Genomic DNA, 26678 nt, shown 5'->3' on the forward strand with positions numbered 1-26678 from the left:
CGACGACGCTGCAGACGGGAGTACTCCCCTTCGCGGTGACGACACTATCGGAGCACGCCTGAGCAACGCCTCGGAAACGCACAGGTGCCGAGAAAACGAGGAACGGCCCCGGCGCTGAGCGCACGGGGCCGTTCCGCAGACGCGAGAGCGTCCGCCTACTTCGCCGAAGCCTCGACGGGTTCAGCGGCCTTCTTCGCGGGAGCCTTCTTGGCGGGAGCCTTCTTGGTCGCCGGCTTCTTCGCCTCCGGCTCACCCTCCGCGTCGGCGGCCTTGGCCGCAGACTTCTTGACGGGAGGCTCGGACTTCGCGGCCGGAGCCGTGTCCGCAGCCGGCGCCGCGGGAGCAGCCGGACGCGGGCGGGCGGCGAACTCCTCGAACACATAACGCGGGTTCTGCACGGTCTCGAGGTTCACCAGGTCGCGGCCCAGCCACAAGTTGTTCCACCAGCCCCAGATCACGCGGAACTTGCGCTCCCACGTCGGCATCGCGAGGCCGTGGTAGCCACGGTGCGCGACCCAGGCCACGAAGCCCTTGAGGGCGATCTTGCCGGACTGGAAGACACCGTTGTAGAGGCCGAGGCCCGCGACGGCGCCCAGGTTCTTGTGGAAGTACTCCTTGGGGTTCTCTCCGCGCAGGACGGCGACGAGGTTCTTGGCGAGGAGCTTCGCCTGACGGACCGCGTGCTGAGCGTTCGGCACGCAGAAGCCGCCGACTCCCCCGCCGGAGAGGTCGGGCACGGCGGACACGTCACCCGCGGCCCAGGCACCCTCGACGAAGGCCTCGGGGGTACCGACGCGCAGATCGGCGCGGGTCTGGATGCGACCGCGCTCCTCGACGGGAAGGTCTCCGCCCCGCACCACCGTCGGGTTGGCCATGACACCAGCGGTCCACACGATGACGTCGGTCGGGATGACCTCGCCCGTGGAGAGCTCGACGTTGCCGTCGATCGCCCCGGTGACCTGGGTGTCGAGGTGCACGTTGGCACCACGCTTGGCGAGGTCCTTCAGCACCCACTCGCTGGTCTTCAGCGAGACCTCGGGCATGATGCGCCCCATGGCCTCGATGAGGTGGAAGTGCGTGTCCTCGAAGCTCAGCTGCGGGTACTTGCCGACGAGCGAGGAGGCGAGCGAGCGCAGCTCCGCGAACACCTCGATGCCGGCGAAGCCACCACCGACGACGACGACGGAGAGCAGACGGTCGCGCTCGGGGCCGGCCGGCAGCGACGCCGCCTTGTCGAAGTTCGACATCACCTTGTCGCGGATCGCGACGGCTTCCTCGATCGTCTTCAGCCCGATCGCGTTGTCGGCGATCCCGGGAATCGGGAACGTGCGCGACACCGCTCCGGCGGTGACGACGATCTGGTCGTACGCGAACTCGTACGGCTCGCCCACGGGCGGCGTGATCGTCGCGACCTTCTGCGCGTGGTTGATGTTCGTCACCTTCGCGGTGAGGACGTGCGTGCGCTTGAGGTGACGACGGTGGGCGACCACCGAGTGCCGCGCTTCGATCGAACCGGCGGCGACCTCGGGGAGGAACGGCTGGTAGGTCATGTACGGCAGCGGGTCGACCATCGTGACGTCGGCCTCACCCTTGCGCAGGTGCTTCTCGAGCTTCCACGCAGTGTAGAAACCTGCGTACCCTCCGCCGACGATCAGAATCTTGGGCACAGTGCTGTTCTGAGGCACAGAAGAACTACTCCTCGGAGTCGGGGATTTGGCGTACGGGAACGCGCGCCGATCGGATGCGCCGGGCAGCTGCGGTGACGCCAAGCGCTATCAGGATACCAGGGACCGTGAGCGCAATGAGCGGCAGGGTACCGTAACGCAACGAATCAGCGCTGGGAAGCAACGGTGAACCGGCCTCGCTGGGCGCGTCCGCGGCCGGGAGAGGCGGCACGGCGACCGGTGTGACGGACGCCTCGGGTTCCGGTTTCGCCTCCGCGCGGCGGAACCACCGGATCCACTCGGCGAGATCGCCCATCGGGTTCTCGGTCACCGGCGCGATGTCCGCGGAGATCGCCGCCGCCGCATCCACGAGCCCGTAGCCGTAGAGCGGATCCCGCGGCTTGACGGCATCCGGAACCGGGATGGCGGTCTGGATGATCCGGTTGATCACGTCGATCGCCTTGATGTCGGGGTGCGCCGAACGGATCAGCGCTGCGACGCCGGCGACGATGGGGGCCGCGCCGCTCGTTCCGCGCCAGGGCTGGATCGTCCCGTCGGCCGAGACGCCGATCAAGCCCTCGCTGGGCGCCGAGATGCCGATCGTGATGCCCTGCGTGGAGGCCTCGACACTCGCCGTACCCGTCTGGTCCACTCCGCCGACCGTGAGCACACCGGGGATCGTGGCCGGGGCGCCGATGATGTTCGTCCCGCTCCCCCTGTTCCCTGCAGCGACGACCACGACGACGTCGTGCTCGAAGGCGTACAGGAACGCATCGTCCCAGCTCTCGTCCCAATCCAGCGTGTTCGTCGTGAAGGAGAGGTTGATGATGTCGGCGCCGTTGTCGACGGCCCAGCGCATGCCCTTCGCGACCTGCTCCGTGAATGGGACGGCCGCGGCCGCACCGAACCCCACGGAGATCGACAGCAGGTTCGCCTCGGGCGCCACACCGATCATGCCGGTGCCGTCCGCCGCGCCGCGCCCCGCCGCGAGCGACGCCACCCAGGAACCGTGGTTGCCGTCGACCGCGCCCAGCGGTGTGCGTCCGTCCGGAGTTCCCGCGCCGGACACGTCGGTCCCGCCCACCACGGCATCGCCGAACACCTGCGGCACCTTGCCGATGCCCGTGTCGATCACGGCGATCGTCACGCCCTCGCCCCGTGTGGTCTGCCAGGCCTCGCGGATCCGCGCTCCGTCAAGCCAGTACTCCGACGCACGCGTCGGGTCGGCCGGATCATCCGGGATCGGCGGCGGGGTCGCGGAGGCTCCGAGGAGCAGGACGGAGGCCGCGACCACCACGATGGCGGCAGCGCTGCGGAACGTCCGACGCACGGTCATTCCGGGAGAGCCGCCTCTTCACGCGTGGCGGCGCCGGGGTCCTCACACCGGCAGACCGTCGGGGACCACGAGGAGCGCGACAGCGCGGCGTCGCCGATGGGGTTCACTCCAGGGCCCGCCGCGAGAGCGTGTCCGGCGAGCGCATGGAGGCACTTCACGCGCGTCGGCATGCCCCCGGCGGAGATGCCGTCGATCTCGGGGACCTCTCCGAACCGCGTGCGGTCGCCGAGGTAGGCCTGATGGGCGGCGAGGTAGGCCGCAGCCACCTCCTCGTCGTCGACGAGCAGGGCGGCGAGCTCCGGCATCACCTGCGTGGCTTCGAGCGTCGACATGGCCGCGGTCGCTGCCGGGTGGGTCAGGTAATAGAAGGTCGGGAACGGCGTGCCGTCCGGAAGACGGGGGGTCGTGGCGACCACCGTCGGGTTGCCACAGGCGCACCGGGCGGCGATACCCACCACACCCCGAGCGGGACGGCCGAGCTGGGCCGATACGACGGCGAGTTCGGCGGGAGTGGGGGCGGGGAACGGCGGCGTGGTCACCTCTCCAGCGTACGGGAGCCGCCCGAGAAGATGCTCGACGCGACCCCTCAGCGAGCCACCGCCGCCGTGTCGCTCAGGCCCGTCGAGACGAGCGTGCGCAACAGGTGCGGCATCCAGTCCGCGGGCTTCTCCTGGATGGTGTCGCTGACCGGCGCCTGCTCACGAGGCAGCGCGGAGGGATCGAGATCGTTGTCGATCAGGTACACGACCTCCCCCGGCTTCACGTAGTACAACCGTTCCCGGGCCTGGGTGGTGATGTAGGCGGGGTCGCTCCAGCGGTCCCGCTCTGCGATGAGCGCCGAGATCTCGTCCTCGCTCACCTGCACGGAGGCCTCGAGCGCCGCGATCTTCTGGCGCTGATCGATGAAGGTACCGAGCGTGGGCACGAGGACCCACGCGCCGAGCACCACCAGCGAGAGCATGATGACGGAGAAGGCGGACAGACGGATACCCGCCGCCCATTCGCGGACGTCGACACGCGGAGCGGAGCCACGCGTCGACCTCGATGCGGACGCGGACTTCGGCTTCGTGGCCGACTTCCCCGTCGTCCGCGGAGCCTTCGGCGCGGGAGACGCCGAAGGAGGAGCCGGTCGTCGTACCACGGCTCCTCCTTCGTCGTGCTGCCCGGCGGGTCGTTCGTGCATCCCCCGCCGGGCGAGATATCTCGCTGTCTCGGCTGCGCTCAGGCCTGGTAGCGCGGGAACGCCGAACGACCGGCGAAGACCGCGGCATCTCCCAGCTCTTCTTCGATGCGCAGAAGCTGATTGTACTTCGCCACGCGCTCGCTGCGGGCAGGCGCACCCGCCTTGATCTGACCGGCGTTCGTCGCGACGACGAGGTCGGCGATCGTGGTGTCCTCGGTCTCGCCCGAGCGGTGCGAGAGCATCGCCGTGTAGCCCGAGCGCTGAGCGAGGCTGACCGCGTCGAACGTCTCGGTCAGCGTCCCGATCTGGTTCACCTTGACGAGCAGGGAGTTCGCGACGCCGCGCGCGATGCCGTCGGCCAGACGTGCCGGGTTCGTGACGAACAGGTCGTCGCCGACCAGCTGCACTTTGGAGCCGAGGACGTCGGTGAGGTGCTTCCAGTTGTCCCAGTCGTCCTCGGCCAGCGCGTCCTCGATCGTGACGATCGGGAAGTCGTTGACGAGTCCGACGTAGTACTCGGTGAGCGCGGCGGCGTCCCAGTCCTTATTGTCGAGACGGTAGACACCGTCCTTGAAGAACTCGGTGGCGGCGACGTCGAGGCCGAGCGCGATGTCGGTGCCGGGGGTGAAGCCGGCCTTCTCGATCGCCTTCACCAGGAAGTCCAGGCCCTCGCGGTTGCTGGGCAGGTCGGGGGCGAAGCCGCCCTCGTCGCCGAGGCCGGTCGCGTAACCCGCGGCCTTCAGCTCCGCGCGCAGCACGTGGTAGGTCTCGACGCCCCAGCGAAGGGCTTCGGAGTAGGTCTCCGCACCGATCGGGGCGAGGAAGAACTCCTGCATGTCGATGCCGTTGTCGGCGTGCTCGCCGCCGTTGATGACGTTGAACAGCGGAACGGGCAGCACGTGGGCGTTCGGGCCGCCGAGGTAGCGGAACAGCGGCAGATCGGCCGAGTCGGCGGCAGCCTTGGCGACCGCGAGGCTCACGCCGAGGATGGCGTTGGCGCCGACGCGCTTCTTGTTCTCGGTGCCGTCGACCTCGTTGAGGATCTCATCGACGATGCGCTGCTCGCTCGCCTCGACACCTTCGATCGCCGGGCCGAGCTCATCGATGATGGCCTCGACGGCCTTGAGCACGCCCTTGCCGCCGTAGCGGTCCTTGTCGCCGTCGCGGAGCTCGTACGCCTCGAACGCGCCGGTGGATGCGCCGGACGGGACAGCCGCCCGCTGCACGATGCCGTCGTCGAGGAGGACCTCCACCTCGACGGTCGGGTTTCCGCGCGAGTCGAGAATCTCGCGTGCGCCTACAGCCTCGATCAGTGCCACTGATGTGCTCCTTGCTCAGGGGGAAAACGTGGTGTGGAGCGTCGTCGATCCGCGCCCAGTCTAGCCCGCGCTCCTCACCGGCCCAGGGACTCTTTCCTCCCGGTACGCGCAGTCAGACCACGACCGCGATCGCGAAGCCGTCCCAGCCCTTGACCCCGACGGTCTGCAGCGCCGTGGCGTCGAAGCGCGGATCGTCCCCGAGCATCCGGAGTCCGTCACGGGTGCCGACGACCTTCGGGTCGACGGCGTCCTCACGCACGATCTCCCCCTCGCGCCCGATGTTGTCCAGCACGATCACGGTTCCCGCGTGCCCGAGCTTCGCCGCCCAGTCGAGGTAGATCGTGTTGGACTCCTTGTCGGCGTCGATGAACACCAGATCGAAACCGCCGACCAGGCTCGGGAGCACGTCCGCTCCCCTGTCCACCCGGATGTCGACGCGATCGCCGACGCCCGCCGCGTCGATGCTCGCCCGAGCGACGGCGGCGTTGTCGGGCTCCGCCTCGACCGTCACCACCCGCCCCTCGGGCCCGACGGCGCGAGCGAGCCAGATCGTGGAGTAGCCGCCGAGCGTGCCGATCTCGAGCACCCGCCGCGCGCCGCTGATCCGGACGAGGAGGTTCAGCAGCTTGCCCGCCACGGGGGCGACCTCGATCTCGGGCAGACCCGCTGCCCGCTGGGCCGTGAGCGCCGCCTCGAGGTGGGCATCGGAGCCGATCAGGGTGTCGGCGAGGAACGAATCGGTCTGCGACCAGGCCGCGGGAGTGGATTCCATGCCCTCAGCCAACCCCCGACGCCTCGACCCGTCAAGGCTGCGGTGGAGAGAGCCGGGGTGCCGGAGCGGCGAGTTCCGGCTGCGTGCGGAACTGCCCGGTCAGCGCGAGCACGACCGCAACGAGGAGGAGCACGATCCACCCGGCGAGCCCGAGCGGCCCGGCGAGAGCCATGTCCGGCTGCGAGGCGGCGAAGATCAGCACGAGTCCGGCGGCGGCATTGAGCGATCCGTGCGCGATCACGGCGGGCCACACCGACCCCGAGCGCAGACGCAGCCACCCGAACAGGACACCCCAGGCGACGCATCCGCCGATCATGAGCACCACGCCCAGGATGTCGGTGCGCCCGAAGTTGTACCCGAGCAGGATGATCGGGCTGTGCCAGGCGCCCCAGATCACACCGCTCAGGATCAGGGCGGGCCAGGTCCCGAGCGGGCGCAGCGCCGGCAGCAGCCAGCCCCGCCAGCCCAGCTCCTCGCCGAACGCGAAGAAGCTGTTGATCAACGCGCCCACCGGGATCGCGGCGAGCTGCGCGAACACGAGGATTCCGACCGGGGGCAACGGCGTGCCGGCCGGCACGGCCTTCTCGAGTTCGGCGGCGAAGGCGGGGAAGGTCGGGTCGAACTGCACGAAGCCGAACGCCGCCGCCACGACGAGGCTCGCTCCGACCAGGAGGGGCGGAACCAGCCATCCGACGACGATGAGCCATACGACGCGCTTCGCGGGACGCAGCGGCCAGAGCCCGAGGAACCGAGCGCGCCCACCCCGAGCGGGAACCCCCATCGCGAAGGTGACGATGACCGCGGCGACCGCCGGAGTGCACATCATCAGCGGGAGCAGCACGACGGTCAGCGGTTCGGCGAGTCCGTCACCGAGCCACAACGGCAGCGCCACCAGCCACGCCAGGGCGAAGGCCACGACGACGAAGAGAAGGACGGCGGCCCAGGGCACGCGCCGCAGCTGTGGAGTGGAGTCGATCATGACGTCGCCTTTCCGGTGTCGGTGGGCATCGTGCCCGATGTTCGCGTGCGGTCGACATACGCCTGCAGCAGTGCGGCCGCCTCTTCTGCGCCGTCGATCGTCACGAGGAAGGGACGTCGACCGCGGCGCGAGACCTCGATCGCCGGCCCACGGCGCAGGACGATGCCCGAACGGCCGTCGACGGCGACGCGCCATCCCCATCCGCCGAACTCACCGAACGGCGAGATGTCGACGGCGCGCGCCGACTCGACCTCGTCGAGCGGGACACGGACCTGCGGCCACCCCAGGAGCGCCCGCGCAGCGAAGCCCTCCGGCGTGATCATGACGCGGAAGGAGGCCGTGGCCGCCAGCGAGATGCCCACGACCAGCACCACGAGAGCGACGATCGCTCCTCCCTCGGTTCCGGTCCCGAGCAGGTACGTGGCGAGCGCGACGAGTCCGAGCAGCACGACGAGGAGGAAGGCGACCACACCGCGGGGCATGCTCGTCGTGGCGATCCACACGACGCGTTCCCCCTTCTCGATGTGCACGGCGTAGCGCGGCTCGAGCGTGCGGCCCCGGGGAGCGCGGACGCGAGGCTGCACGGCCCAGGCCGCTCCGGCGACGACGAGGAGCGCGAAGAAGGAAACGGCGACGACACCGCCGATGCCGGGGATTTCGGAGGACTCGGACAGATCGCGCTGGATCGCGAGCGACCCGATGCTCGTGACCGCGGCGAAGGCCGCCATCCCGGCGGCGAGCGCACCCATCAGCCGCGCTGCGCCACCCCAGTGCGACCCGACAGCGACGAGTGTCGTGACGACCATCAGTGCGGGGATCCCGAGGCCCACCCCGAGCAGAAGCCAGAGATACGTGGCCGCGGGTCCGAACCCGTCGGCGCCGTCGACACCCCAGTGGGTCGCGACCTGCTCCGGAAGCGACGGCAACCAGGAGAGCAGCACCACCAGCGCGACCGTCGTGATCACGATCGGCACGAGCACGGCGACGAGGATGAACATCCGTCGGGCGCGCTTCAGGAGCGGCGGTGGCGTGCGGGTGAGGTCGTAGGTGGTCATGGCGAGTCCTCCTCGCGACGGTCGGAGTGGTCGAGGTCGGAGCGGACCTCTCGATGGGAGCGCACGATGCCCGCGAGCGTATCGGCCGAGACGCCGAGCGCAGCGGCGCGGCGCACCAGGTCGTCGATGTCATGGGCGAGTTCGGCGAGCGGCGCCGCCGACGCCGCGATGACCGCCCCTCGGCCTCGGCGCAGGTCGACGAGCCCTTCGTCGCGCAGCCGCTGGTAGGCGTGGAGCACGGTGTGCTGATTGATCGACAGCGCTTCGGCAACATCGCGCGCCGCGGGGAGCCGGTCCCCGGGGGCCAGGACGCCGGCGAGGATGTCGGAGCGGACGGAGGTCGCCACCTGGTCGTACAGCGCACGAGGGCTGTCGACATCGACACGGATGAGCATGCGGCCCCCTCTCCTCGAATCTCTAGTTATTCTATGCGAACTAGAACAACTGTCACAATCCTCCACACGTCTTTGTCGCTCTCGGAGCGGTACTCCACACTGACCTCATGCGCATCACTCCCCGCCGTCTCGCGATCGGTATGAGCCTGTGGATCCCCAATCTCTTCAGCGGAATCCGCATCCGCCGCTTCAGTGAGGACTGGACGCACGCCACCGTGGAACTGCACGTCAACGTCTTCACCCGCAACTACGTCAAGACCGCGTTCGGCGGCTCGATGTCGGCGATGACCGACCCGTACTTCTTCATGCTGGTGATGCACCAGCTCGGCCGCGACCATGTCGTGTGGGACACGCGCGGCGAGATCGAGTTCCTCAAGCCGGGACGAGGCGTGCTCACGGCCGAGTTCGAGGTGTCGAAGGAGAAGGCCGAGGAGATCCGCGAGCGTGCGCGGGGCGGAGCCAAGGTGCTCGAGTGGTTCGAGACGGTCATCACCGACCGCGAGGGCGACGTCGTCGCGAAGGTGCGCCGCGAGGTCTACATCCGCGAGAAGAAGCGGGTCACCGCCGCACGGAGCTGACCGCCGTCACCCTCCGTTCACCGTCGCATGCCACGATGACGGGATGCCCCTCGCTCGTCGCCTGACGCTCACGGACGCCGTCGCCATCGGCCTGGGTTCCATGATCGGTGCCGGCGTGTTCGCGGTGTGGGCACCGGCGATCGGCGTCGCGGGAAGCGGAGTCTTCGTCGCACTCGCCATCGCCGCCGTCGTCGCGTACTGCAATGCCACATCATCGGCGCAGCTCGCCGCTGCCCATCCTGTCGCCGGCGGGACCTACGCCTATGCACGCGCGGAGATCGGCCCCTGGTGGGGCTTCGTCGCCGGCTGGAGCTTCGTGATCGGCAAGATCGCCAGCTGCGCCGCCATGGCGATGACGTTCGCCGCCTATGCCGCCCCCGAAGGATGGACCGTTCCGGTGGCGGTCGCCGCGGTCGCCGCGCTCGCGATCGTGAACTGCCTCGGCGTCACGCGCACCGCGATGCTCACGCGCGTGCTGGTCGTCTGCTCGCTCCTCGGGATCGCGGTCGCGGTCGGGTTCGGGTTCGGCGCCGGCGCGATCACCAGCGCGGCTCCGCTGCCCGACGCCACGGCGTACGGCGTGTTGCAGGGGGCTGGCCTGCTGTTCTTCGCCTTCGCCGGTTACGCCCGCATCGCGACGATGGGCGAAGAGGTGGTCGACCCCACGCGCACCATCCCCCGTGCCATCGTGGTCGCGCTGGGCGGTGCTGTCGTCATCTACCTGCTCGTGGCAGCCGTGGTGGTCCTCGCGCTCGGCGCCAACGCGGCGGAGTCGACCGCTCCCCTCGTCGACGTGCTCGTGGCGACCGGATGGCCCGCGTTCACGCCGATCGTGCGCGTGGCCGCCGCGGCCGCCTCACTCGGAGCCCTCCTCGCGCTGCTGACCGGCATCGGACGCACCACGCTGGCCATGGCACGGGAGAGCGACGTGCCGAGGTTCCTGGCGAAGATCGATCAGCGCCATCAGGTGCCGCAGCGCGCAGAGATCGTGATCGCGATCGCCGTGATCGCGATCGTCCTCGTCGCTGATCTCCGCGACGCCATCGGGTTCTCGTCGTTCGGAGTGCTCCTGTACTACCTCATCGCGAACGCGGCCGCCTTCCGACAGGCCGGAAACGCTCGCCGCTACCCCCGCGCGCTGCAGGTGCTCGGAGCACTCGGCTGCCTCCTGCTGGTGAACACGCTTCCCGTGCTCGCCTCGCTCATCGGAGCAGCAGTGGTCCTCCTCGGCGTCGCCTATCGGCTGGTGCGTCTGCGCGTCTCCCGATCCTGATCTCAGAGGCTCGACTCGGCGCGGTACACCCGCGGCGCGATGCCCAGGACCGACTAGAAGTCGCGGGTGAGATGGGCATGGTCGGAGTACCCGAGGTCGGCCGCGATCGAGGCGAGGTCGACGCCCGGCTGATCCCGGACGCGCTGTGCCGCCTCCTGCAGACGTCGTCGCCGGATCATCGCGGCCGGCGAGATGCCCACATGACGATGCGTCATCCGCTGCAGGGTCCGCACGGAGACCCCCATGCGCGCCGCCGCCTCCTCCGGCGTGAGCACCGCCGCGTCGTCCATCAGCACGTCCGTCAACGCGTTCGCCTGCCGGTCGGGCTCGCTCACCGCCCCGACCCGATCCGCGAGCCACCGTGCGAAGACCTCCACCGCTCGTTCCCGGCGCCCGTCGCCCGAGTCCATCGCGGCCACCACGTCGTGGCGGAGCGCGGCCACCGCGGTCTCGGGTGCGGTCAGTGCGCGCTCGCCATCGATCAACGCAGCCGGGTCGTCGATCAGCGCGGCCACCGCGGCGGGGCGCAGCAGGGCACCGACCGCCCAGCCTCGCCCTCGCAGGTCGCGGTGGGAGACGCGGGTCGTGACACCGGACAGCATCACGGCATCGGCATCCACGACGAGGTTGAGCGCGGGGTAGGCCACCATCTCTTGCCGCGATGAGCGCCCGGCGGCGATGTCCCACTCCGGGATCCAGAACCACACGACCAGCTCCGCGACCTCCGCCGGCGCGGGCAGCCGATGGAATTCCGGGAGCCGCGCCGGATAGAGCACGCCACGAGTCGGATTCACCATGGGGCCAGGGTAGGCGCTGCCACCGACGTGCGGAGGTTGTCGCGGATCTTCAAGCCATGGTCCGCCCGCGGGACGTACCGTGGCGACATGAGCGACGACACCTCCACGACAGCCACCCCGACCACCGGCGCCACCGGCACCCACACCACCGACGGCCGCCCGCACGGGGCCACCTCCCTCACCCCGTTCCTGGCGATCCGAGGCGCGAAGCAGGCGATCGACTTCTATCGCGACGTGTTCGGCGCGCGGGTCGTCGACGTCACCGAGTTCGGCGGCGTCGTCGTGCACGCCGACCTCGACTTCGGGCTGGGCCGTCTCCAGCTGGGCGAACCGAATCCGGAGTACCACCTCGTCCGCGCACCTGAGGGCGATGACGACTGCTACTCGATGGGTCTCTACGTCTCCGACGTCGACACCGTCGTCGAGAAGGCCGTGGTCGCCGGAGCCACCGTGCGCGAAGCACCGGCCCTCTTCGTCTCCGGCGATCGGTTCGCCAGCATCCGCGATCCGTTCGGCGTGCGCTGGTCCGTCATGACGCGCGTCGAGGACATCTCCGAGGAAGAGAGCAGCCGACGGGTCGCGGAATGGGCGGCATCGTTCAGCGAGGCTCCCGCCGACGCGAGCTGAGCGACCGCTCCGCCGCCCGGCACACGGCGGGTGTCAGGGCCTCGGCCGTACGGCGGTAACCCAGGGCACTCGGGTGGAACCGGTCCAGGCTGAACATCGTCTCCGGCTCGTCGAAGAACATCGGCCCCACCGCGCGGCGCAGATCGACCGCCTCCGCGCCTGCCTGTCGCGCCGTCTCGTCCTGGATCTCGGCGAGACGACGCGACAGGCTCGACGCGATCCGACGGAGGGGCTGCGGCACCGGGCGCAACGCCCCGAGGTCGGGGCACGTGCCCACGACGACCTCGACCCCGAGCGCGCTCAGCCTGCGGATCGTCTCCTGCAGGTGCTGCGCCGACAGCGCCACGGGCAGCCGGTGCGTCACATCGTTGCCGCCCACCACGATCACCGCGACGTGCGGACGGTACCCGGTGGGGAGGGCATCGAGCTGAGCAGTCAGGTCGGGTGACTCCGAGCCGACGACCGCCGCCGTACGCAGCCGCACCGGACGGTGCATCCGGCGTCCGATCGCCTTCGCCAGACGCCCGCCGAGCGTCTCCTTGCGACGCTCGGCCCCGAGACCGGCGGCGATGGAGTCGCCGAGCATCAGCAGATCGAGCGGTTCCCCGTCGAGCGCGCCACGCCAGACGCGATCCGCATCGAGCGACTCCTCCCCCAGCGGCTTGCCGATGCGCTTCCGCGCGAGCGCAGCCTGCTGCACGAGCACCAGACGGAGGGACGCCGCGACCGTCACGGCGATCAGCGCCGTGAGCATCACGAGACGGAACCGGCCCATGACCCGATTCGACCCGATCACCGTGAACACGGCGTGAACGGCCCGACGCCGCTCACGTGCCCCGGGCCGGCATCAGGAGAGCGGCTTGACCTCCAGGTCGCCCGCGCCTGCCGTGACCATCGCGAAAGCCGTGTAGCCGTCGGCCGCCGACCGCTCGAGCAGCGCCTTCACGTTCTTCGTCCGTCGCTCCAGCCGCACGCGGGTGCCCTCGGCGATCAGCGCGGCCTTCTGCCGGACCAGCTCCTGCACCGGGACGTCCGCATCGTGGATCAGGACCACGGCCTGCGCCACGGTGTCCTTCTCCTCGGCGATCAGGTCGACGAGACGCTCGAACCCGAGCGAGAACCCGACCGCCGGAACCTGCTGGCCGAGGAACCGCCCGATCATGCCGTCGTAGCGCCCGCCGCCGCCGAGCGAGTATCCGACGGAGGGGTGCGCGAGCTCGAAGATCGTGCCCGTGTAGTAGCCCATGCCACGCACGAGGAACGGGTCGAACACGAGCGGGATGTCGGACTGCCCCCGCCCCGCTGCGACCGCCTCGCCGATGCCGACCAGGTGCTCGACGAGCTCGACGGGTGCGCCCTCGGGCAGCGCCTTGCGGATCTGCCGCTCCCCGAACGGGTGGTACTCCATCGTCTGCGGGCGCTGCAGGAAAGCTTCGAAGGCGTCGGCGGCGGCCGCGGAAGCGCTGCGCTCGCGCAGCTCCGCGGCGACCCCCTCCGGGCCGATCTTGTCGAGCTTGTCGATCGTGATGAGCACCCCGGGGCGTTCCTCGGCCGTGAAGCCGAAGCTGTCCAACATCCAGTCCAGCACCCGGCGGTCATTGATCCGCACGGTCGCGCCGTCGAGTCCGAGCGCGTCGACGGCGTCGAGGGAGGCGACCATCAGCTCCGCCTCGGCCCGCGAGGAGTCGTCACCCATGATGTCGATGTCGCACTGGACGAACTGCCGATAACGCCCCTTCTGCGGCCGCTCGGCGCGCCACACCGGGCCGATCTGGATCGACCGGAAGACGGTGGGGAGCTGGCCGCGGTTGCTCGCGTAGAAGCGCGCGAGCGGCACGGTCAGGTCGTAGCGGAGACCGAGGTCCGAGAGTGCGGCGGGGTCGTCGGCCGCGGCCCGGATCGCGTCGGCATCGAGGCCGCGACGGAGGATGTTGTACGAGAGCTTCTCGTTGTCGCCGCCGATCCCGGCATGGAGGCGATCGTAGTCCTCGACGACGGGCGTCTCGATCTCGTCGAAGCCGTGCGCGAGGTAGCGCTCGCGGATGACGGAGAGGACCCGCTCACGGCGGGCCTTGTCGGCGGGGAGGATGTCGCGCATACCGCGCGGCGGGTTCACAGTAGCCACGGGTCCATCTTCCCAGGTCGGCCCGAGGGTCCGTGCGCTCGGACGATCAGGAGGGCGCCTCGGCCGCTCTCACGTCGTCCTCGAGCACGCGCAGGCGCTCGCGGAGTGCGCGCTCCGCATCCCACCCCGCGACGCGGGCCGTCGCCACCAGCGCGAGCAGTGCGTCACCGAGCTCGGCTTCCGATGCCGGAACGTCATCCTCGTCGCCGGGTTCGACCGCCACCTCCACCTCGGCGGCGCGGCCGACCAGTTTCTGGGCGAGGGCGAGTGCCGGCATCCCCCGCGGCACGCCGTCGAGCACGCTGCGGCGGGTGCGCTTCTCCACGGCCTTCGCCGCGTTCCAGTGCACGAGCACCTGCTCCGGGGTCTCGGCGACCTCACCGGCGAAGACATGCGGATGCCGGCGCACCATCTTCTCGGTGAGCGTCCGCGCCACGTCGTCGATGTCGAACGGATCCTCGGGATCCTGCGCGGCGATCGCCGCGTGGAACAGCACCTGCCAGAGCAGATCGCCCAGCTCCTCACGCAGATCGTCCCGGGTGCCGGTCTCGACCGCGTCGATCACCTCATGCGATTCCTCGATCAGATATGGCACCAGGTCCTGGTGCGTGATGCGCTGCGACCAGACGCAGCGCGCACGCACCTCCCGCATGGTCTCGGCAGCGGCGCGGAGCGGATCGTCCACCCCGGCACCGGGCTCAGGATGAGAGCTCATGCGTCCTCCTTCGAACAGAGCGGAACCGGCTCCGCGCTCAGGACGAGGCGGAGGCGGTGCGACGGTACCAGCGCGCACGCAAAGACACGATGAGCGCAGAAAGCAGAAGGGCGATCAACGACCCGACGAGCACGCCGAGGATCGCCTGGTCCCGGATACCGCGATCATCGGCGAAGGCGAGATTCGCCAACAGCAGCGACACCGTGAACCCGATCCCGCCGAGCGCCCCGGCCGCGAGGATGTCGGCGAACGGCAGCGCCGGATCCGAGCCCTTCGGACGGATGTGCATCGCAAGCCAGCCGAACAGCGAGATCCCGATGATCTTGCCGACCGGCAACGCGACCACGATCCCCCAGAAGGCCGGAGAGAGCTGCGTGGGCGAGAGGGCGGGGATCACCACGAACGCCGCGACGAAGGCGAAGATCGGGAGGATCACCCCGTTCACGGACGGCTCGAGCGCGTGACGCGTGCGGGCGGCCGGAACCGGAGCCATGACGAGCCCCAGCAGCACACCGGCGATCGTGGCGTGGATGCCCGACGAAGCCACGAGGCCCCACGTCACGACACCGACCACGACCATCGCGACGGCGATCAGCGGGTGCCCCTTCGCATGCAGGAAGCGGCTGAGGGCCCAGAACACGGCGACCCCCACGACCGCGAGGCCGAGCAGCAGCCACTGCACGTCGCCGGCGAAGAGGACCGCGATGAAGATGATGCCGATGATGTCATCGAGGATCGCGAGGGCGAGCAGGAAGACGCGCACACGAGACGGCAGACCCTTCCCGAACATCGCCAGCACACCGAGGGCGAAAGCGATGTCGGTCGCGGTCGGAATGGGCCACCCCGAAGACGTCGAGCTGTCTCCCCCGGCGATCAGCAGGTACACCGCGATCGGGACCAGGACACCGCCGGTCGCCGCGATCGCGGGCTGCACGGCCTTGCGCAGGGAATCGAGCTCGCCGTGGGTGAGTTCGTGGCGCAGCTCGATGGCGACCACGAGGAAGAAGACCGCGAGGAGTCCGTCCGACACCCAGTGCTCGATCGACAGGTCGAGGTCGGTCCCCGGCACCGCGATGTGGAAGTCGAGGAATGCGGCCAACGGATCGTGCGTGGGCAGGTTCGCGAGCAACAAGCCGAGACCGGCCGCGAGGAGGAGGAGGACGGCGGGGAACTGCTGCCCGCGGAGGGGGTTCGCTGAGATGCGCATCCGTCCCATCGTATGGTCCCGGATCGCCCCGCGGTCCCCGTGCCTTCCGCGATCCGCGCTCCGCGGTCCGGCGTCCGTCCGGCGTCCGTCATGCGTGCAGAACACCCTCGGCGTGCGGGATACTCTCGAAGTGTGACCCCCGCACACTCCTTCTCCGAACCCACGAACACCGAGGCGATCCGCGTGATCGGCCGTTTCGAAGCCGGCCGCGGCATCCCCGATGCCATGCGCACCGACGTCAGGATGCTCGGGCAGCTGCTCGGGCAGGTACTGCGCGAAGCCGGCGGCGACGGACTCTTCGAAGACGTCGAACGCCTTCGGCTCGCCACGATCCAGGCCTACGACCAGGAGACCCCCGATGCGTTCGAACGCGCCGCGGCGATCGCCGAGTCGTTCACGGTCGCCCGCGCCGACGAGGTCGCGCGCGCGTTCACCTGCTACTTCCACCTGGTGAACCTCGCCGAGGAGCACCAACGAGTGCGCGTGCTGCGCGAGCGCGCAGGGCAGCCGGGACGCGAGGATGCCGCCGACACCGTCGCGACCGCATACGCGCGACTGCGGACCGAGGTCGGCGACGACGAGGCGCGCCGGCGCCTCGAAGGCCTGCGCTTCCACCCGGTCTTCACCGCGCATCCGACCGAGGCCCGCCGCCGCGCGGTCTCGTCGAGCATCCGTCGCCTGTCCGAGCTCCTCACCCAGCACGACGCAGCGAGCGAGGGCGGCGCGGAGGAGCACCGTGCTCGCCGACGCATGCTGGAGGAGATCGACACGCTCTGGCGCACGGCTCCCCTGCGGTCGCAGAAGCCGTCCCCGACCGACGAGGTCCGCACCGTGATGGGCGTGTTCGACGAGACGCTGTTCACGACCGTGCCGCACGTCTATCGCCGCATCGATGACGCCCTCCGCGGCGAGGAATCCGGCGCCAGTGCCCCGGTCGTGACCGCGTTCGTGCGGATCGGCTCCTGGGTGGGCGGCGATCGGGACGGCAACCCGTTCGTCACCGCCTCCGTGACCCGCGAAGCCTCGCAGATCGCCGCCGACCATGTGCTGCGCGGCCTCGAGCGCGCGCTCGAGCGGATCGGTCGTGCACTCACGCTCTCGGCGGACGACACCCCGCCGAGCGCCGACGTCACGGCCCTGTGGGACCGATTCGCGGCCGGAGACCCCGAGCTGGCCGCGGAACTCGCGACCCGCTCGCCGGACGAGCCCCACCGTCGCGTGCTGCTGGTGATGGCGCGCCGCATCGCCGCCACCCGTCAGGGCGACGGTGCACGGGCCTACGCCCGCCCCGAAGAGCTTCTCGCCGATCTGCGGGCCGTGCAGTCGTCGCTCGCGGATGCCGGCGCGAAGCGTCACGCATTCGGCGGCGTGCAGCACCTGATCTGGCAGGTCGAGACCTACGGCTTCCACCTGACCGAGCTCGAGGTGCGTCAGCACTCGCAGGTGCACGCGAAGGCGCTGGCCGAGCTGGACGCCGGCGAGGCTCTCAGCGCCCAGACCGAGGAGGTGCTGGAGGTGTTCCGCGCGATCGCGGACATCCAGCGCGATCGCGGTGTGCGGGCCGCAGGGCGCTACGTCGTCTCGTTCACCCAGGCCGCCTCTGATCTCGCCAATGTGCATCGCCTCGCGCGGTACGCCCTGGGCGACGACGCCCCGGTGCTCGACGTGGTCCCGCTGTTCGAGACGTTCGCCGACCTGCAGGCCGCGCCAGGCATCCTCGCCGAAGTCGTGACGTTCCCGGAGTTCCGCGAACGCATGGCCGCCACGGGCAACCGCCTCGAAGTCATGCTCGGCTACTCGGACTCGTCCAAGGACGTCGGTCCGGTCGCCGCGAACCTGGCCCTGTACGAGGCGCAGGAGAAGATCGCCCGCTGGGCGCAGGAATCCGGCATCGTCCTGACGCTCTTCCACGGTCGCGGCGGCGCCCTCGGCCGTGGTGGCGGGCCTGCGAACTCCGCCATCCTCGCCCAGCCGCCGCACTCGGTGGACGGTCGGTTCAAGCTCACCGAGCAGGGCGAGGTCATCTTCGCGCGCTACGGCGAGCCCGCCATCGCGATGCGGCACATCGACCAGGTCGCCGCCGCGACCTTGCTGGCGTCCTCCCCCACGGAGGAAGCGCGCACCAGCCGCGCCGCCGAGCGCTACGCCGAGATCGCCTCGATCATGGACGCCGCCTCCCGGGAGCGCTTCTTCTCACTCGTGAAGGCGGAGGGCTTCGCCCCGTGGTTCGCCACCGTGACGCCGCTCGAGGAGATCGGCCTGCTCGCACTCGGGTCCCGCCCCGCACGCCGAGGACTCTCGGTCGAGTCGCTGGAAGATCTGCGGGCGATCCCGTGGGTGTTCGCGTGGACGCAGGCGCGCATCAACCTCGCGGGCTGGTTCGGGCTCGGCACCGCACTGGACGCCGTCGGCGATGAGGAGCTCCTTGCCGAGGCGTATCGCGAGTGGCCGCTGCTGCACACGATGATCGACAACGTGGCGATGAGCCTGGCCAAGACGGATGAGCGCATCGCCCGGGAGTATCTGGCCCTCGGCGACCGTGACGACCTCGCTCAGCTCGTCCTCGATGAGCTGGCGACCACGCGGCGCTGGGTGATCCGGCTCACCGGGGGCGACAGCCTCCTGGAGAACAAGCCGGTCCTGCAACGCGCCGTGCAGCTGCGCAGCCCCTATGTGGATGCGCTCTCGCTCCTGCAGTTGCGTGCACTGCGCGCGCTGCGCTCCGCGGACGAGGAGCCGACGGGCTCGGGAGCCGACGCCGAACAGCAGCGACTGCTCCTGCTCTCGGTGAGTGGAGTCGCCGCGGGCCTGCAGAACACCGGGTGACCGGCGGTCCGCCTGCCGCGTGCGTCGCCCACGATGGACCGCCGCTAGAGTGAAATCTCGCGCCGGATCCGGCGAAGCCTCACGCGACACGATCGCCTGCACCACCATCCCCCACCAGAAAGCCCCTTCCGCGTGACCGCTACGACTCCCGTCGCCTTCCACCCGCTCGCCCCCGCCGTGCAGCCCGTCTTCGACACGGTGCTCGCCCGCAGCCCGCATGAGCCGGAGTTCCAGCAGGCCGTCCACGAAGTGCTGCACTCGATCGCGCCGGTCCTGGAGCAGCACCCGGAATACGTCGAGGGCGGGATCCTGGAACGGCTCGTCGAGCCCGAGCGTCAGATCCTGTTCCGCGTACCGTGGGTCGACGACTCCGGAAAGCTGCAGGTCAACCGGGGCTACCGCGTGCAGTTCTCCTCGGTGCTCGGCCCGTACAAGGGTGGGCTGCGCTTCCACCCCTCGGTCGACCTGTCGATCATCAAGTTCCTCGGGTTCGAGCAGATCTTCAAGAACGCGCTCACCGGTCAGGGCATCGGCGGCGGCAAGGGCGGATCCGACTTCGACCCGCACGGCAAGTCCGACGCCGAGGTCATGCGCTTCTGTCAGTCGTTCATGAACGAGCTCTACCGTCACCTCGGAGAGCACACCGACGTCCCCGCCGGCGACATCGGGGTGGGCGGCCGCGAGATCGGCTACCTGTTCGGCCAGTACCGCAAGATCACCAACCGCCACGAGTCGGGCATGTTCACCGGCAAGGGCACCGGGTGGGGCGGCGCGGAGGTGCGCACAGAGGCGACCGGATACGGCGCGGTGTTCTTCGCCCAGGAGATGCTCGCTGTGCACGACGACTCCCTCGCCGACAAGCGCGTGGGTATCTCGGGCTCCGGCAACGTCGCGATCTACGCGATCCAGAAGGCCACGCAGCTCGGCGCGACCCCGGTGACCGCCTCCGACTCCTCCGGCTACGTCGTCGACGACGCCGGCATCGACGTCGACCTGCTCCGTCAGCTCAAGGAGGTCGAGCGCGCCCGCATCGTCGAGTACGCCAACCGTCGCTCGAGCGCACGCTTCATCGAGGGCGGCAGCGTCTGGGAGGTCCCGGTCGACATCGCGGTGCCCTCGGCCACGCAGAACGAGGTCAGCCTGTCCGACGCCGAAGCGCTGATCGCCAACGGCGTGCGCGTGGTGTCGGAAGGCGCGAACATGCCGTGTGTGCCGGATGCCGTCGACGCGTTCCAGAAGGCGGGTGTGCTGTTCGCCCCCGGAAAGGCCGCCAACGCGGGCGGGGTCGCGACCTCGGCCCTCGAGATGAGCCAGAACGCGTCGCGCCAGCGCTGGAGCTTCGGGGACAGCGAGAACAAGCTGCGCGAGATCATGGCGGACATCCACGATGCCGCGTTCGACGCCGCGGAGCGTCACGGTGTCGCAGGTGACTACGTGGCCGGTGCCAACATCGCGGGCTTCGAGCGCGTCGCCGCCGCGATGCTCGCCCAGGGCGTCATCTGATCCCTCGCACCCTCCGTTCCGGTCGCGATATGTCACCGTTTCGGCTGATTTCGGCTGACATATCGCGACGGGAAGGGCTCGTGAGGGACCGCGCCGGCGGTCAGGAGCGGTGGGGGCGGCGGTGTGCGTCGTCGAGATGCACGTCCTGCGCATGCCGCGCGAGGGAGCTGCCGTAGCGCTCGGTGAGCTGCACCATCAGGTCGGGGGTATCCCGGTCGACGCCGAAGACGTGCCCGGGGAAGTCGAGGTCGGGCTGGGCGGCCGCGATGTCGTCCTCACGGTCCGGCGAGAAGAGCTGCACCGGATCTCCGACCGCCACCCAGCCGATCGGGACCACCGTGCCTTCGGGCAGGACGGCGCGACGGAGGACGATCGCGTTGACGCGTACCTCGCAGCGCACCCCCACCAGGGAACCGTTGAACAGACGCGACCCCGAGGCGAGGAACGTCTCCTCACCCACGGTCGCGCCCGCGATGCTCGACAGTGTGCCGATCAGGGTGTGCGCGCCGATGTGCACCGCGTTCGCGGCGGTCGCCCGGATGAGCGCGTTCTCCATCACGATCACGTGCTCGCCGAGGGTGATCGCTCCTCCTTCGGCCGTGATCACGGCGCCGTGCAGCACCTGGCAGCCCGGCCCGATCTCCACGTCGCCCGAGACGACGGCGGTGGGGGCGATGACGGCGGTGTCATGGATGCGGGGCCGAGCCCCGAGGTGCTCGTACAACATGCGGCCAGACTAGTACCGCCGCCGGTCGCCGCGCGCTACTCGGCCGCGACCGGCTCGGGGAAGATCGCGGTGAACAGCTGTCCGACCCACTCGAGCAGCTGTGCATCGGGCAGCGGCTCGAGACCGACGCCGACCGCTGCGGGAACCATGGGCATCGGCACGACCAGCGCTTCTCCCCCGGCCACGAGCTTCGCCTTCGGATACAGCCGCTGCAACCGCACCTTGATCGAGTCTTCGAGGCGTGCGGGCGCGATGCGCAGGTTCGACCCCATCACGACCACATCCGTGAGCCCGGCGCGGGCGGCACGGCGCCGTAGACGCGAGACCGCGACCAGGCCCTCCACCTCTTCCGGCGGTGTGCCGTAGCGGTCGACGAGCTCCTCGATCACGAGGTCGATGGCCTCGTCCTTCGCCGTCGCCGCCGAGGCCGCCGAGAGCTTCTGATAGGCCTCGAGTCGCAGACGCTCGCTGTCGATGTAGTACTCGGGGATGCGCGCATCGAGCGGCAACTCCAGTCGCAGCTCCTGTCCGGTCTCGACCTCGTCGCCGCGGAAGGTCGCCACGGCCTCGCCGATCATGCGCAGGTACAGGTCGAATCCGACGCCGGCGATGTGTCCGGCCTGCTCGGCACCGAGGAGGTTGCCCGCCCCCCGCAGTTCGAGGTCCTTCAGCGCGACCTGCATGCCGGAGCCGAGGTCGTTGTTGACCGCGATCGTCTGCAGACGGTCTGCGGCGGTCTCGGAGAGCGGCTTGGTCTCGTCGTAGAGGAAGTACGCGTACGCGCGCTCGCGCCCTCGTCCGACACGACCTCGAAGCTGGTGCAGCTGGCTGAGCCCGTACTTGTCGGCGCGGTCGATGATGATCGTGTTCGCGTTGGCGATGTCGAGGCCGGTCTCGATGATGGTCGTCGAGACGAGGACGTCGAACTTGCGCTCCCAGAAGTCGTCGACGACCTGTTCGAGCTGGTGCTCGCCCATCTGTCCGTGGGCGACGGCGATGCGGGCCTCCGGCACGAGTTCGGCGAGCTCGCTCGCCACGCGCTGGATGGACTGCACGCGGTTGTGCACGAAGAAGATCTGCCCCTCGCGCAGGATCTCACGTCGGATCGCGGCGGCCATCTGCTTGTCGCTGCGGGGACCGACGAACGAGAGGATCGGATGACGGTCCTCGGGCGGAGTCGCCAGCGTCGACATCTCCCGGATGCCCGTGACCGCCATCTCGAGCGTGCGCGGGATGGGGGTGGCACTCATGGCGAGGATGTCGACGTTGGTCTTCATCTTCTTGAGCGAGTCCTTGTGCTCGACCCCGAACCGCTGCTCCTCGTCGATGATCATGAGGCCGAGATCCTTGAACATCACCTGATCGGTGAGGATGCGGTGGGTGCCGATCACCATGTCGACCGAGCCCTCCAACAGCCCCTGGAGGGTGAGCCGGGCTTCCTTGTCGGTCTGGAAGCGCGACAGCGGCCGCACCTTGACCGGGAACCCGGCGAAGCGCTCGGTGAAGGTCTCGAGGTGCTGCTTCACGAGAAGCGTGGTGGGCACGAGCATGGCGACCTGCTTGCCGTCCTGGATCGCCTTGAACGCGGCACGGACGGCGACCTCGGTCTTGCCGAAGCCGACATCCCCCGAGAGCAGTCGGTCCATCGGGATCGGCCGCTCCATGTCGGCCTTGATCTCGTCGATGGTCTGCAGCTGGTCCTGCGTCTCGGCGAACGGGAACGCCTCCTCCAGCTCCCGCTGCCACGGCGTGTCCGGACCGAAGGCGTGTCCCTTGGCGCTCATGCGCGCGGAGTAGAGCTTCACGAGCTCGACGGCGATGTCGCGGACCGCCTTGCGCGCCTTGCCCTTGGCCTGCGACCAGTCACTTCCGCCCATCTTCGAGAGCGTGGGCGCTTCGCCGCCGACGTACTTCGAGAGCAGGTCGAGCTGATCGGTCGGCACGAAGAGCTTGTCGCCCGGGTAGCCGCGTTTGGACGGTGCGTACTCGAGCACGAGGTAGTCGCGGACCGACTTGGCGGCGTTGCGCCCCCCGGTCGACACCTCCCGCTGCGTCATCTCGACGAACCGGCCGATGCCGTGCGTGGCGTGCACGACGAAGTCGCCCTGCTTGAGCTGGAGCGGATCGACGACGTTCTTGCGGCGGGAGGCGAGCTTCTTGACGACGCGCTGGTCGCCGCCGATCGTGCGGCCGTAGAACTCGTTGTCGGTGAGGATCGCGAGCTTCGCCTCCTCGACCTGGAAGCCCGCTTCGACCGAACCGGTGACGAGGGTCGCGACACCGGGCTCCGGCGCCTCGTCGAGCGTCTCGAGCACGCGAGCGGCCAGGCCCCGGTCTGCGAGGACGTCGCGTGCACGATCGACCAGTCCGTGACCGGCGGCGATCACGACCACGCGCCATCCGTCGGTCACCTTCGCCTCGACGAAGGAGATGGCCCCGTCGACGTTGCCGTGGAAGGAGGGGATGACGGCGGCGCCGAGGTTGGTCGCCTCCACCTCGCCCTCGCCGAGGCCGGCGCCGAACGGGCTGAGCCGCCACCACACGCCGCCGCGGTCGCGCACGACCTCCCGGAGCTCGGCGATCGTCAGGAAATCCCCGGCTCCCAGATCGATGGGCGCGGAAGCGCCGGAGGTGGCCGCGCTCCAGGCGGCGTCGAGGAACTCGCGGTTCGTGTCGCCCAGGGTGATGGCACGTGCGCTCGCGCGCTCGGGATCGATGACCGCCGTCGCGCTCCCGGCCGGCAGGTACTCGGCCAACGACTTCAAGGGTCCGGCGACGGCGGGGAGCAGCGACTCCATCCCCTCGACCGGGATCCCCTCGGCCATCTTCTCGAGCATGCCGGAGATCGCGGGGAAACCACCGATCAGCGCGCGGGCGCGGTCGCGGACGTCGGCCGTGAGCAGCAGTTCACGGGTCGGAGGAAGGTCGACGCTCGGGACATCGCCCGGAAGCGAACGCTGGTCGGCCACCGAGAAGGCGCGGATCTGATCGATCTCGTCGCCGAAGAACTCCACGCGGTAGGGATGCTCGGACGTGGGCGGGAACACGTCGAGGATGCCCCCGCGCACCGCGAACTCCCCGCGCCGCGACACCATGTCGACGCGCGAGTACGCCCGCTCGACGAGCTGCTCCACCACGCGGTCGAGTTCGTGACCCCGACTGCCGACCAGGAGCTCGAGCGGCGCGATCTCGCCGAGGTTCCCTGCGATCGGCTGCAGCGCGGCGCGGACAGACGCGACCACGATCAACGGGTGGTCGCCCGACCACTCCGCGATCCGACGCAGCGTCTGCAGCCGCTGACCCACCGTGTCGGGGCTCGGACTGAGGCGCTCGTGCGGGAGCGTCTCCCACGCGGGGAACGTGAGGATGTCGGCATCGGGCATGTAGGCGTGCATCGCCAGCGCCAGACTCTCCGCCCGGCGACCGGTCGGCACGACCGCGAGAAGAGCGGCCGGATGTCTCGCCGCGGTCCGTCGAGCCAGCAAACCTGCCAGAGTCGGCGCGTCGAGCCCGTCGACCAGGCCGAGGTCGGCGTCGGTGCGCGCCCAGCTGAGGGCGTCGCGGTACAGAGACGCCTCTTCCAAGGCGCGCAGAATCCCCGGAACAGTCACCGGACAAGACTAGTCGCGCCCACGGACACTCCCGCCGCCGTCCGACGACGAGCGCTCACCTGCGTAGGCTGTCGGGATGGAATCCGTCGTGCTGACCACCGAACGTCTCGTCCTTCATGCTCCGACGGATGCCGACGTCGATGCCATCACCGACGCGTGCCAGGACCCCGAACTCCCCCGCTGGACCACGGTGCCGAGCCCGTACTCGCGCGAGGATGCGGAGGCCTTCGTGCGCCTGGTGACCGAGCACTGGAACGCGGGAACAGAGGCCGTGTGGGGCGTCTACGCGGACGGCGGGCTCGTGGGCATGATCGGTCTCCACAACAGGACCGACCACTTCACGGGCGCGACGGCCGAACTCGGCTACTGGGTCGAGGCCTCCGCGCGCGGCAAGGGCTACCTCGTCGAAGCGGCCCATGCCGTGATCGACTGGGGGTTCACCGACCTCGGCCTCGCCCGCATCCGGTGGCAGGCCGTGGTGGGGAACGTCCCTTCCGCACGGGCCGCGCGCGCTCTCGGCTTCCGCTACGAAGGTCTGCAACGCCAGGCGCTGACCAGCCAGCGCGGCCGGGACGACGGGTGGATCGCGGGGCTGCTGCCCGACGACGACCGCACCCCGGTGGACTGGCCGGTCCTCTGAGGGCCGCCCGCCGGGTGACAGTGTCGGCGGCCGGTGACAGGATGAACGCATGCCGGAGATGCCGGAAGTCCAGGGCCTGACCACCTTCCTCGACGAGCGCGCCGTGGGGCGGACGATCACACGGGTGACCGTCGCCGCCATCGCCGCGCTCAAGACCTACGACCCACCGATCACTGCGCTGCAGGGACGCACGATCACGGCCTGCGCTCGCCTCGGCAAATTCGTGGTTCTCTCGTGCGGCGACGACCTGCACCTCGTGTTCCACCTCGCGAAGGCGGGATGGCTCCGGTGGTACGACGCGCTGCCGACCACGCTCCTCAAGCCGGGCAAGTCCCCCATCGCGCTGCGCATCGCACTCGACGACGGCAGCGGCTTCGATCTCACGGAGGCCGGGACGAAGAAGTCTCTCGCCGTCTATGCCGTCCGCGACCCGCAGGAGGTCCCCGGCATCGCGCGGCTCGGGCCCGACCCACTCGACCCCGCGTTCACCAGAGAGGCGTTCGCGGCATTGCTGGATGAGCGCCGGATGCAGATCAAGGGGCTGCTGCGCGACCAAGCGGTGATCGCGGGCATCGGCAACGCGTACTCCGACGAGATCCTGCACGCCGCGCGCATGTCGCCGTATGCGATCGCCGGAAAGCTGGACGATGCCGAGATCGACCGCTTGTTCGCCGCCCTGCGCGAGACGCTGACGGAAGCGGTCGCCGAAGCCTCCGGCAAGCCGCCGGCCGATCTGAAAGACGCCAAGCGCCGTGGGATGCAGGTGCACGCCCGCCGCGGAGAGGCCTGCCCGGTATGCGGCGACACGGTGCGCAGCGTCTTCTTCGCCGACCGTTCGCTCGAGTACTGCCCCACCTGCCAGACCGGCGGCAAAGTGCTCGCCGACCGGCGGCTCTCGCGGCTGCTCAAGTGACGGCGGTGGCGAGCGGCAGGCGCAAGGTCCCTGTCGTGGAATGAAATGCGTGCAGGCGCGTTGAGTACACTCAGAGCAACAACGTGCTCCGGGGTCGGTGAGAATCCGAACCGGCGGTGACAGTCCGCGAGCGTCTCGAGAGATCGGGATGCCGATCCGGTGGAACTCCGGGACCGACGGTGATGCGAGGGAGACTTCGCTAGTCCGGAAGGGAGGCAGCACGAGACGCATCCGTGCGTCCGTTCCGCCATCCCTCCGACCCCCGGAGCCTCAGAGGAGGACGACGGATGGCAGTGAACGCGGCAGAGCGCGACGCGATGGTTCGCGCGCTCCACCTCGCCGCCCGCGGACCACGAGGGGCGAACCCGCAGGTGGGCGCGGTCATCCTCTCCCCCGAAGGCAGGGTGCTCGCCGAGGGGTGGCACCGGGGTGC

23 protein-coding genes, 1 pseudogene and 1 riboswitch are annotated in these 26678 nt (G+C 69.9%); of the genes and pseudogenes, 8 read left to right on the forward strand and 16 right to left on the reverse strand.

Annotated features, from left to right (window positions below; translation table 11 throughout):
* Positions 1 to 155: 155 nt before the first annotated feature.
* From ACLF6J_RS05440 to ACLF6J_RS05480, 9 genes are all read right to left on the reverse strand, one after another.
* Positions 156 to 1667 carry an NAD(P)/FAD-dependent oxidoreductase gene (locus tag ACLF6J_RS05440; RefSeq protein WP_047523199.1) on the reverse strand — a complete coding sequence of 504 codons (1512 nt, stop codon included), beginning with the start codon at positions 1665 to 1667 and terminating at the stop codon, positions 156 to 158.
* A gap of 25 nt (positions 1668 to 1692) precedes the next feature.
* Positions 1693 to 3000 carry a S8 family serine peptidase gene (locus ACLF6J_RS05445; RefSeq protein ID WP_134353285.1) on the reverse strand — a complete coding sequence of 436 codons (1308 nt, stop codon included), beginning with the start codon at positions 2998 to 3000 and terminating at the stop codon, positions 1693 to 1695.
* Positions 2997 to 3539 carry a DUF501 domain-containing protein gene (locus ACLF6J_RS05450; RefSeq protein WP_131493483.1) on the reverse strand — a complete coding sequence of 181 codons (543 nt, stop codon included), beginning with the start codon at positions 3537 to 3539 and terminating at the stop codon, positions 2997 to 2999. The genes ACLF6J_RS05445 and ACLF6J_RS05450 overlap by 4 nt, the downstream gene beginning before the upstream one ends.
* Before the next feature lie 47 nt (positions 3540 to 3586).
* On the reverse strand, positions 3587 to 4141 hold the full coding sequence (locus tag ACLF6J_RS05455) for an FtsB family cell division protein (RefSeq protein ID WP_231555049.1): 555 nt from the start codon (positions 4139 to 4141) through the stop codon (positions 3587 to 3589).
* A gap of 80 nt (positions 4142 to 4221) precedes the next feature.
* On the reverse strand, positions 4222 to 5502 hold the full coding sequence (gene eno / locus ACLF6J_RS05460; protein ID WP_047523196.1) for a phosphopyruvate hydratase: 1281 nt from the start codon (positions 5500 to 5502) through the stop codon (positions 4222 to 4224).
* Between the two features lie 112 nt (positions 5503 to 5614).
* On the reverse strand, positions 5615 to 6274 hold the full coding sequence (locus ACLF6J_RS05465; protein WP_134353284.1) for an O-methyltransferase: 660 nt from the start codon (positions 6272 to 6274) through the stop codon (positions 5615 to 5617).
* 31 nt (positions 6275 to 6305) lie between these two features.
* Positions 6306 to 7253: a CPBP family intramembrane glutamic endopeptidase gene (locus ACLF6J_RS05470; protein ID WP_134353283.1), complete on the reverse strand. Its 948-nt coding sequence runs from the start codon at positions 7251 to 7253 to the stop codon at positions 6306 to 6308.
* Complete coding sequence (locus ACLF6J_RS05475) at positions 7250 to 8308, reverse strand: DUF1648 domain-containing protein (RefSeq protein WP_134353282.1); 1059 nt, start codon at positions 8306 to 8308, stop codon at positions 7250 to 7252. The genes ACLF6J_RS05470 and ACLF6J_RS05475 overlap by 4 nt, the downstream gene beginning before the upstream one ends.
* A complete protein-coding gene (locus ACLF6J_RS05480; protein WP_047523193.1) occupies positions 8305 to 8703 on the reverse strand; it encodes a GntR family transcriptional regulator in 399 nt (132 codons plus the stop codon). Before ACLF6J_RS05480 ends, ACLF6J_RS05475 begins: the two co-directional genes overlap by 4 nt.
* Positions 8704 to 8810: 107 nt before the next feature.
* On the opposite strand from ACLF6J_RS05480, the gene ACLF6J_RS05485 reads away from it, so the two are divergent.
* Positions 8811 to 9281, forward strand: coding sequence for a PaaI family thioesterase (locus ACLF6J_RS05485; RefSeq protein WP_047523192.1), 471 nt, complete (start codon positions 8811 to 8813; stop codon positions 9279 to 9281).
* Between the two features lie 43 nt (positions 9282 to 9324).
* On the forward strand, positions 9325 to 10554 hold the full coding sequence (locus ACLF6J_RS05490) for an APC family permease (RefSeq protein ID WP_134353281.1): 1230 nt from the start codon (positions 9325 to 9327) through the stop codon (positions 10552 to 10554).
* Between the two features lie 53 nt (positions 10555 to 10607).
* Here the strand turns inward: ACLF6J_RS05490 and ACLF6J_RS05495 are convergent, their stop codons facing one another.
* A complete protein-coding gene (locus ACLF6J_RS05495) occupies positions 10608 to 11351 on the reverse strand; it encodes a helix-turn-helix domain-containing protein (RefSeq protein WP_421076840.1) in 744 nt (247 codons plus the stop codon).
* An 87-nt stretch (positions 11352 to 11438) separates the two neighbouring features.
* Here ACLF6J_RS05495 and ACLF6J_RS05500 point away from each other — a divergent pair, with 87 nt between their 5' ends.
* A complete protein-coding gene (locus ACLF6J_RS05500; RefSeq protein ID WP_131493468.1) occupies positions 11439 to 11978 on the forward strand; it encodes a VOC family protein in 540 nt (179 codons plus the stop codon).
* Here the strand turns inward: ACLF6J_RS05500 and ACLF6J_RS05505 are convergent.
* The 4 genes from ACLF6J_RS05505 to nhaA form a co-directional block, all read right to left on the reverse strand.
* Positions 11950 to 12753 (reverse strand): SGNH/GDSL hydrolase family protein, encoded by an 804-nt coding sequence (locus ACLF6J_RS05505; protein WP_374199033.1) that lies wholly within the window; start codon positions 12751 to 12753, stop codon positions 11950 to 11952. The genes ACLF6J_RS05500 and ACLF6J_RS05505 overlap by 29 nt on opposite strands.
* A 72-nt stretch (positions 12754 to 12825) precedes the next feature.
* Complete coding sequence (gene hisS / locus ACLF6J_RS05510; RefSeq protein ID WP_244093673.1) at positions 12826 to 14076, reverse strand: histidine--tRNA ligase; 1251 nt, start codon at positions 14074 to 14076, stop codon at positions 12826 to 12828.
* Between the two features lie 73 nt (positions 14077 to 14149).
* Complete coding sequence (locus ACLF6J_RS05515) at positions 14150 to 14818, reverse strand: MazG family protein (protein ID WP_134353279.1); 669 nt, start codon at positions 14816 to 14818, stop codon at positions 14150 to 14152.
* 37 nt (positions 14819 to 14855) lie between these two features.
* A complete protein-coding gene (gene nhaA / locus ACLF6J_RS05520) occupies positions 14856 to 16025 on the reverse strand; it encodes a Na+/H+ antiporter NhaA (RefSeq protein ID WP_047523187.1) in 1170 nt (389 codons plus the stop codon).
* 132 nt (positions 16026 to 16157) lie between these two features.
* Between nhaA and ACLF6J_RS05525 the strand changes: the two genes are divergently transcribed.
* Both ACLF6J_RS05525 and gdhA read left to right on the forward strand, forming a co-directional pair.
* Positions 16158 to 18851, forward strand: coding sequence for a phosphoenolpyruvate carboxylase (locus tag ACLF6J_RS05525; protein WP_134353278.1), 2694 nt, complete (start codon positions 16158 to 16160; stop codon positions 18849 to 18851).
* 132 nt (positions 18852 to 18983) lie between these two features.
* Positions 18984 to 20354 (forward strand): NADP-specific glutamate dehydrogenase, encoded by a 1371-nt coding sequence (gene gdhA / locus ACLF6J_RS05530; protein WP_134353277.1) that lies wholly within the window; start codon positions 18984 to 18986, stop codon positions 20352 to 20354.
* A 100-nt stretch (positions 20355 to 20454) separates the two neighbouring features.
* On the opposite strand, the gene ACLF6J_RS05535 is transcribed toward gdhA, so the two are convergent.
* Together ACLF6J_RS05535 and mfd are read right to left on the reverse strand one after the other, a co-directional pair.
* Positions 20455 to 21081: a gamma carbonic anhydrase family protein gene (locus tag ACLF6J_RS05535; protein WP_134353276.1), complete on the reverse strand. Its 627-nt coding sequence runs from the start codon at positions 21079 to 21081 to the stop codon at positions 20455 to 20457.
* Between the two features lie 35 nt (positions 21082 to 21116).
* Positions 21117 to 24692, reverse strand: coding sequence for a transcription-repair coupling factor (gene mfd, locus ACLF6J_RS05540; RefSeq protein ID WP_134353275.1), 3576 nt, complete (start codon positions 24690 to 24692; stop codon positions 21117 to 21119).
* 76 nt (positions 24693 to 24768) lie between these two features.
* Here mfd and ACLF6J_RS05545 point away from each other — a divergent pair, with 76 nt between their 5' ends.
* From ACLF6J_RS05545 to ACLF6J_RS05555, 3 genes and pseudogenes are all read left to right on the forward strand, one after another.
* On the forward strand, positions 24769 to 25332 hold the full coding sequence (locus tag ACLF6J_RS05545; RefSeq protein ID WP_134353274.1) for a GNAT family N-acetyltransferase: 564 nt from the start codon (positions 24769 to 24771) through the stop codon (positions 25330 to 25332).
* Positions 25333 to 25381: 49 nt separating this feature from the next.
* On the forward strand, positions 25382 to 26245 hold the full coding sequence (locus tag ACLF6J_RS05550) for an Fpg/Nei family DNA glycosylase (RefSeq protein ID WP_134353273.1): 864 nt from the start codon (positions 25382 to 25384) through the stop codon (positions 26243 to 26245).
* An 80-nt stretch (positions 26246 to 26325) separates the two neighbouring features.
* A riboswitch (FMN riboswitch) is annotated at positions 26326 to 26470 on the forward strand.
* Between the two features lie 62 nt (positions 26471 to 26532).
* A pseudogene (locus tag ACLF6J_RS05555) lies at positions 26533 to 26678 on the forward strand (riboflavin biosynthesis protein RibD); the annotation flags it as partial.

The sequence above is a fragment of the Microbacterium sp. IO18 genome (assembly GCF_049099505.1).
Taxonomy (GTDB): domain Bacteria; phylum Actinomycetota; class Actinomycetes; order Actinomycetales; family Microbacteriaceae; genus Microbacterium; species Microbacterium aurugineum.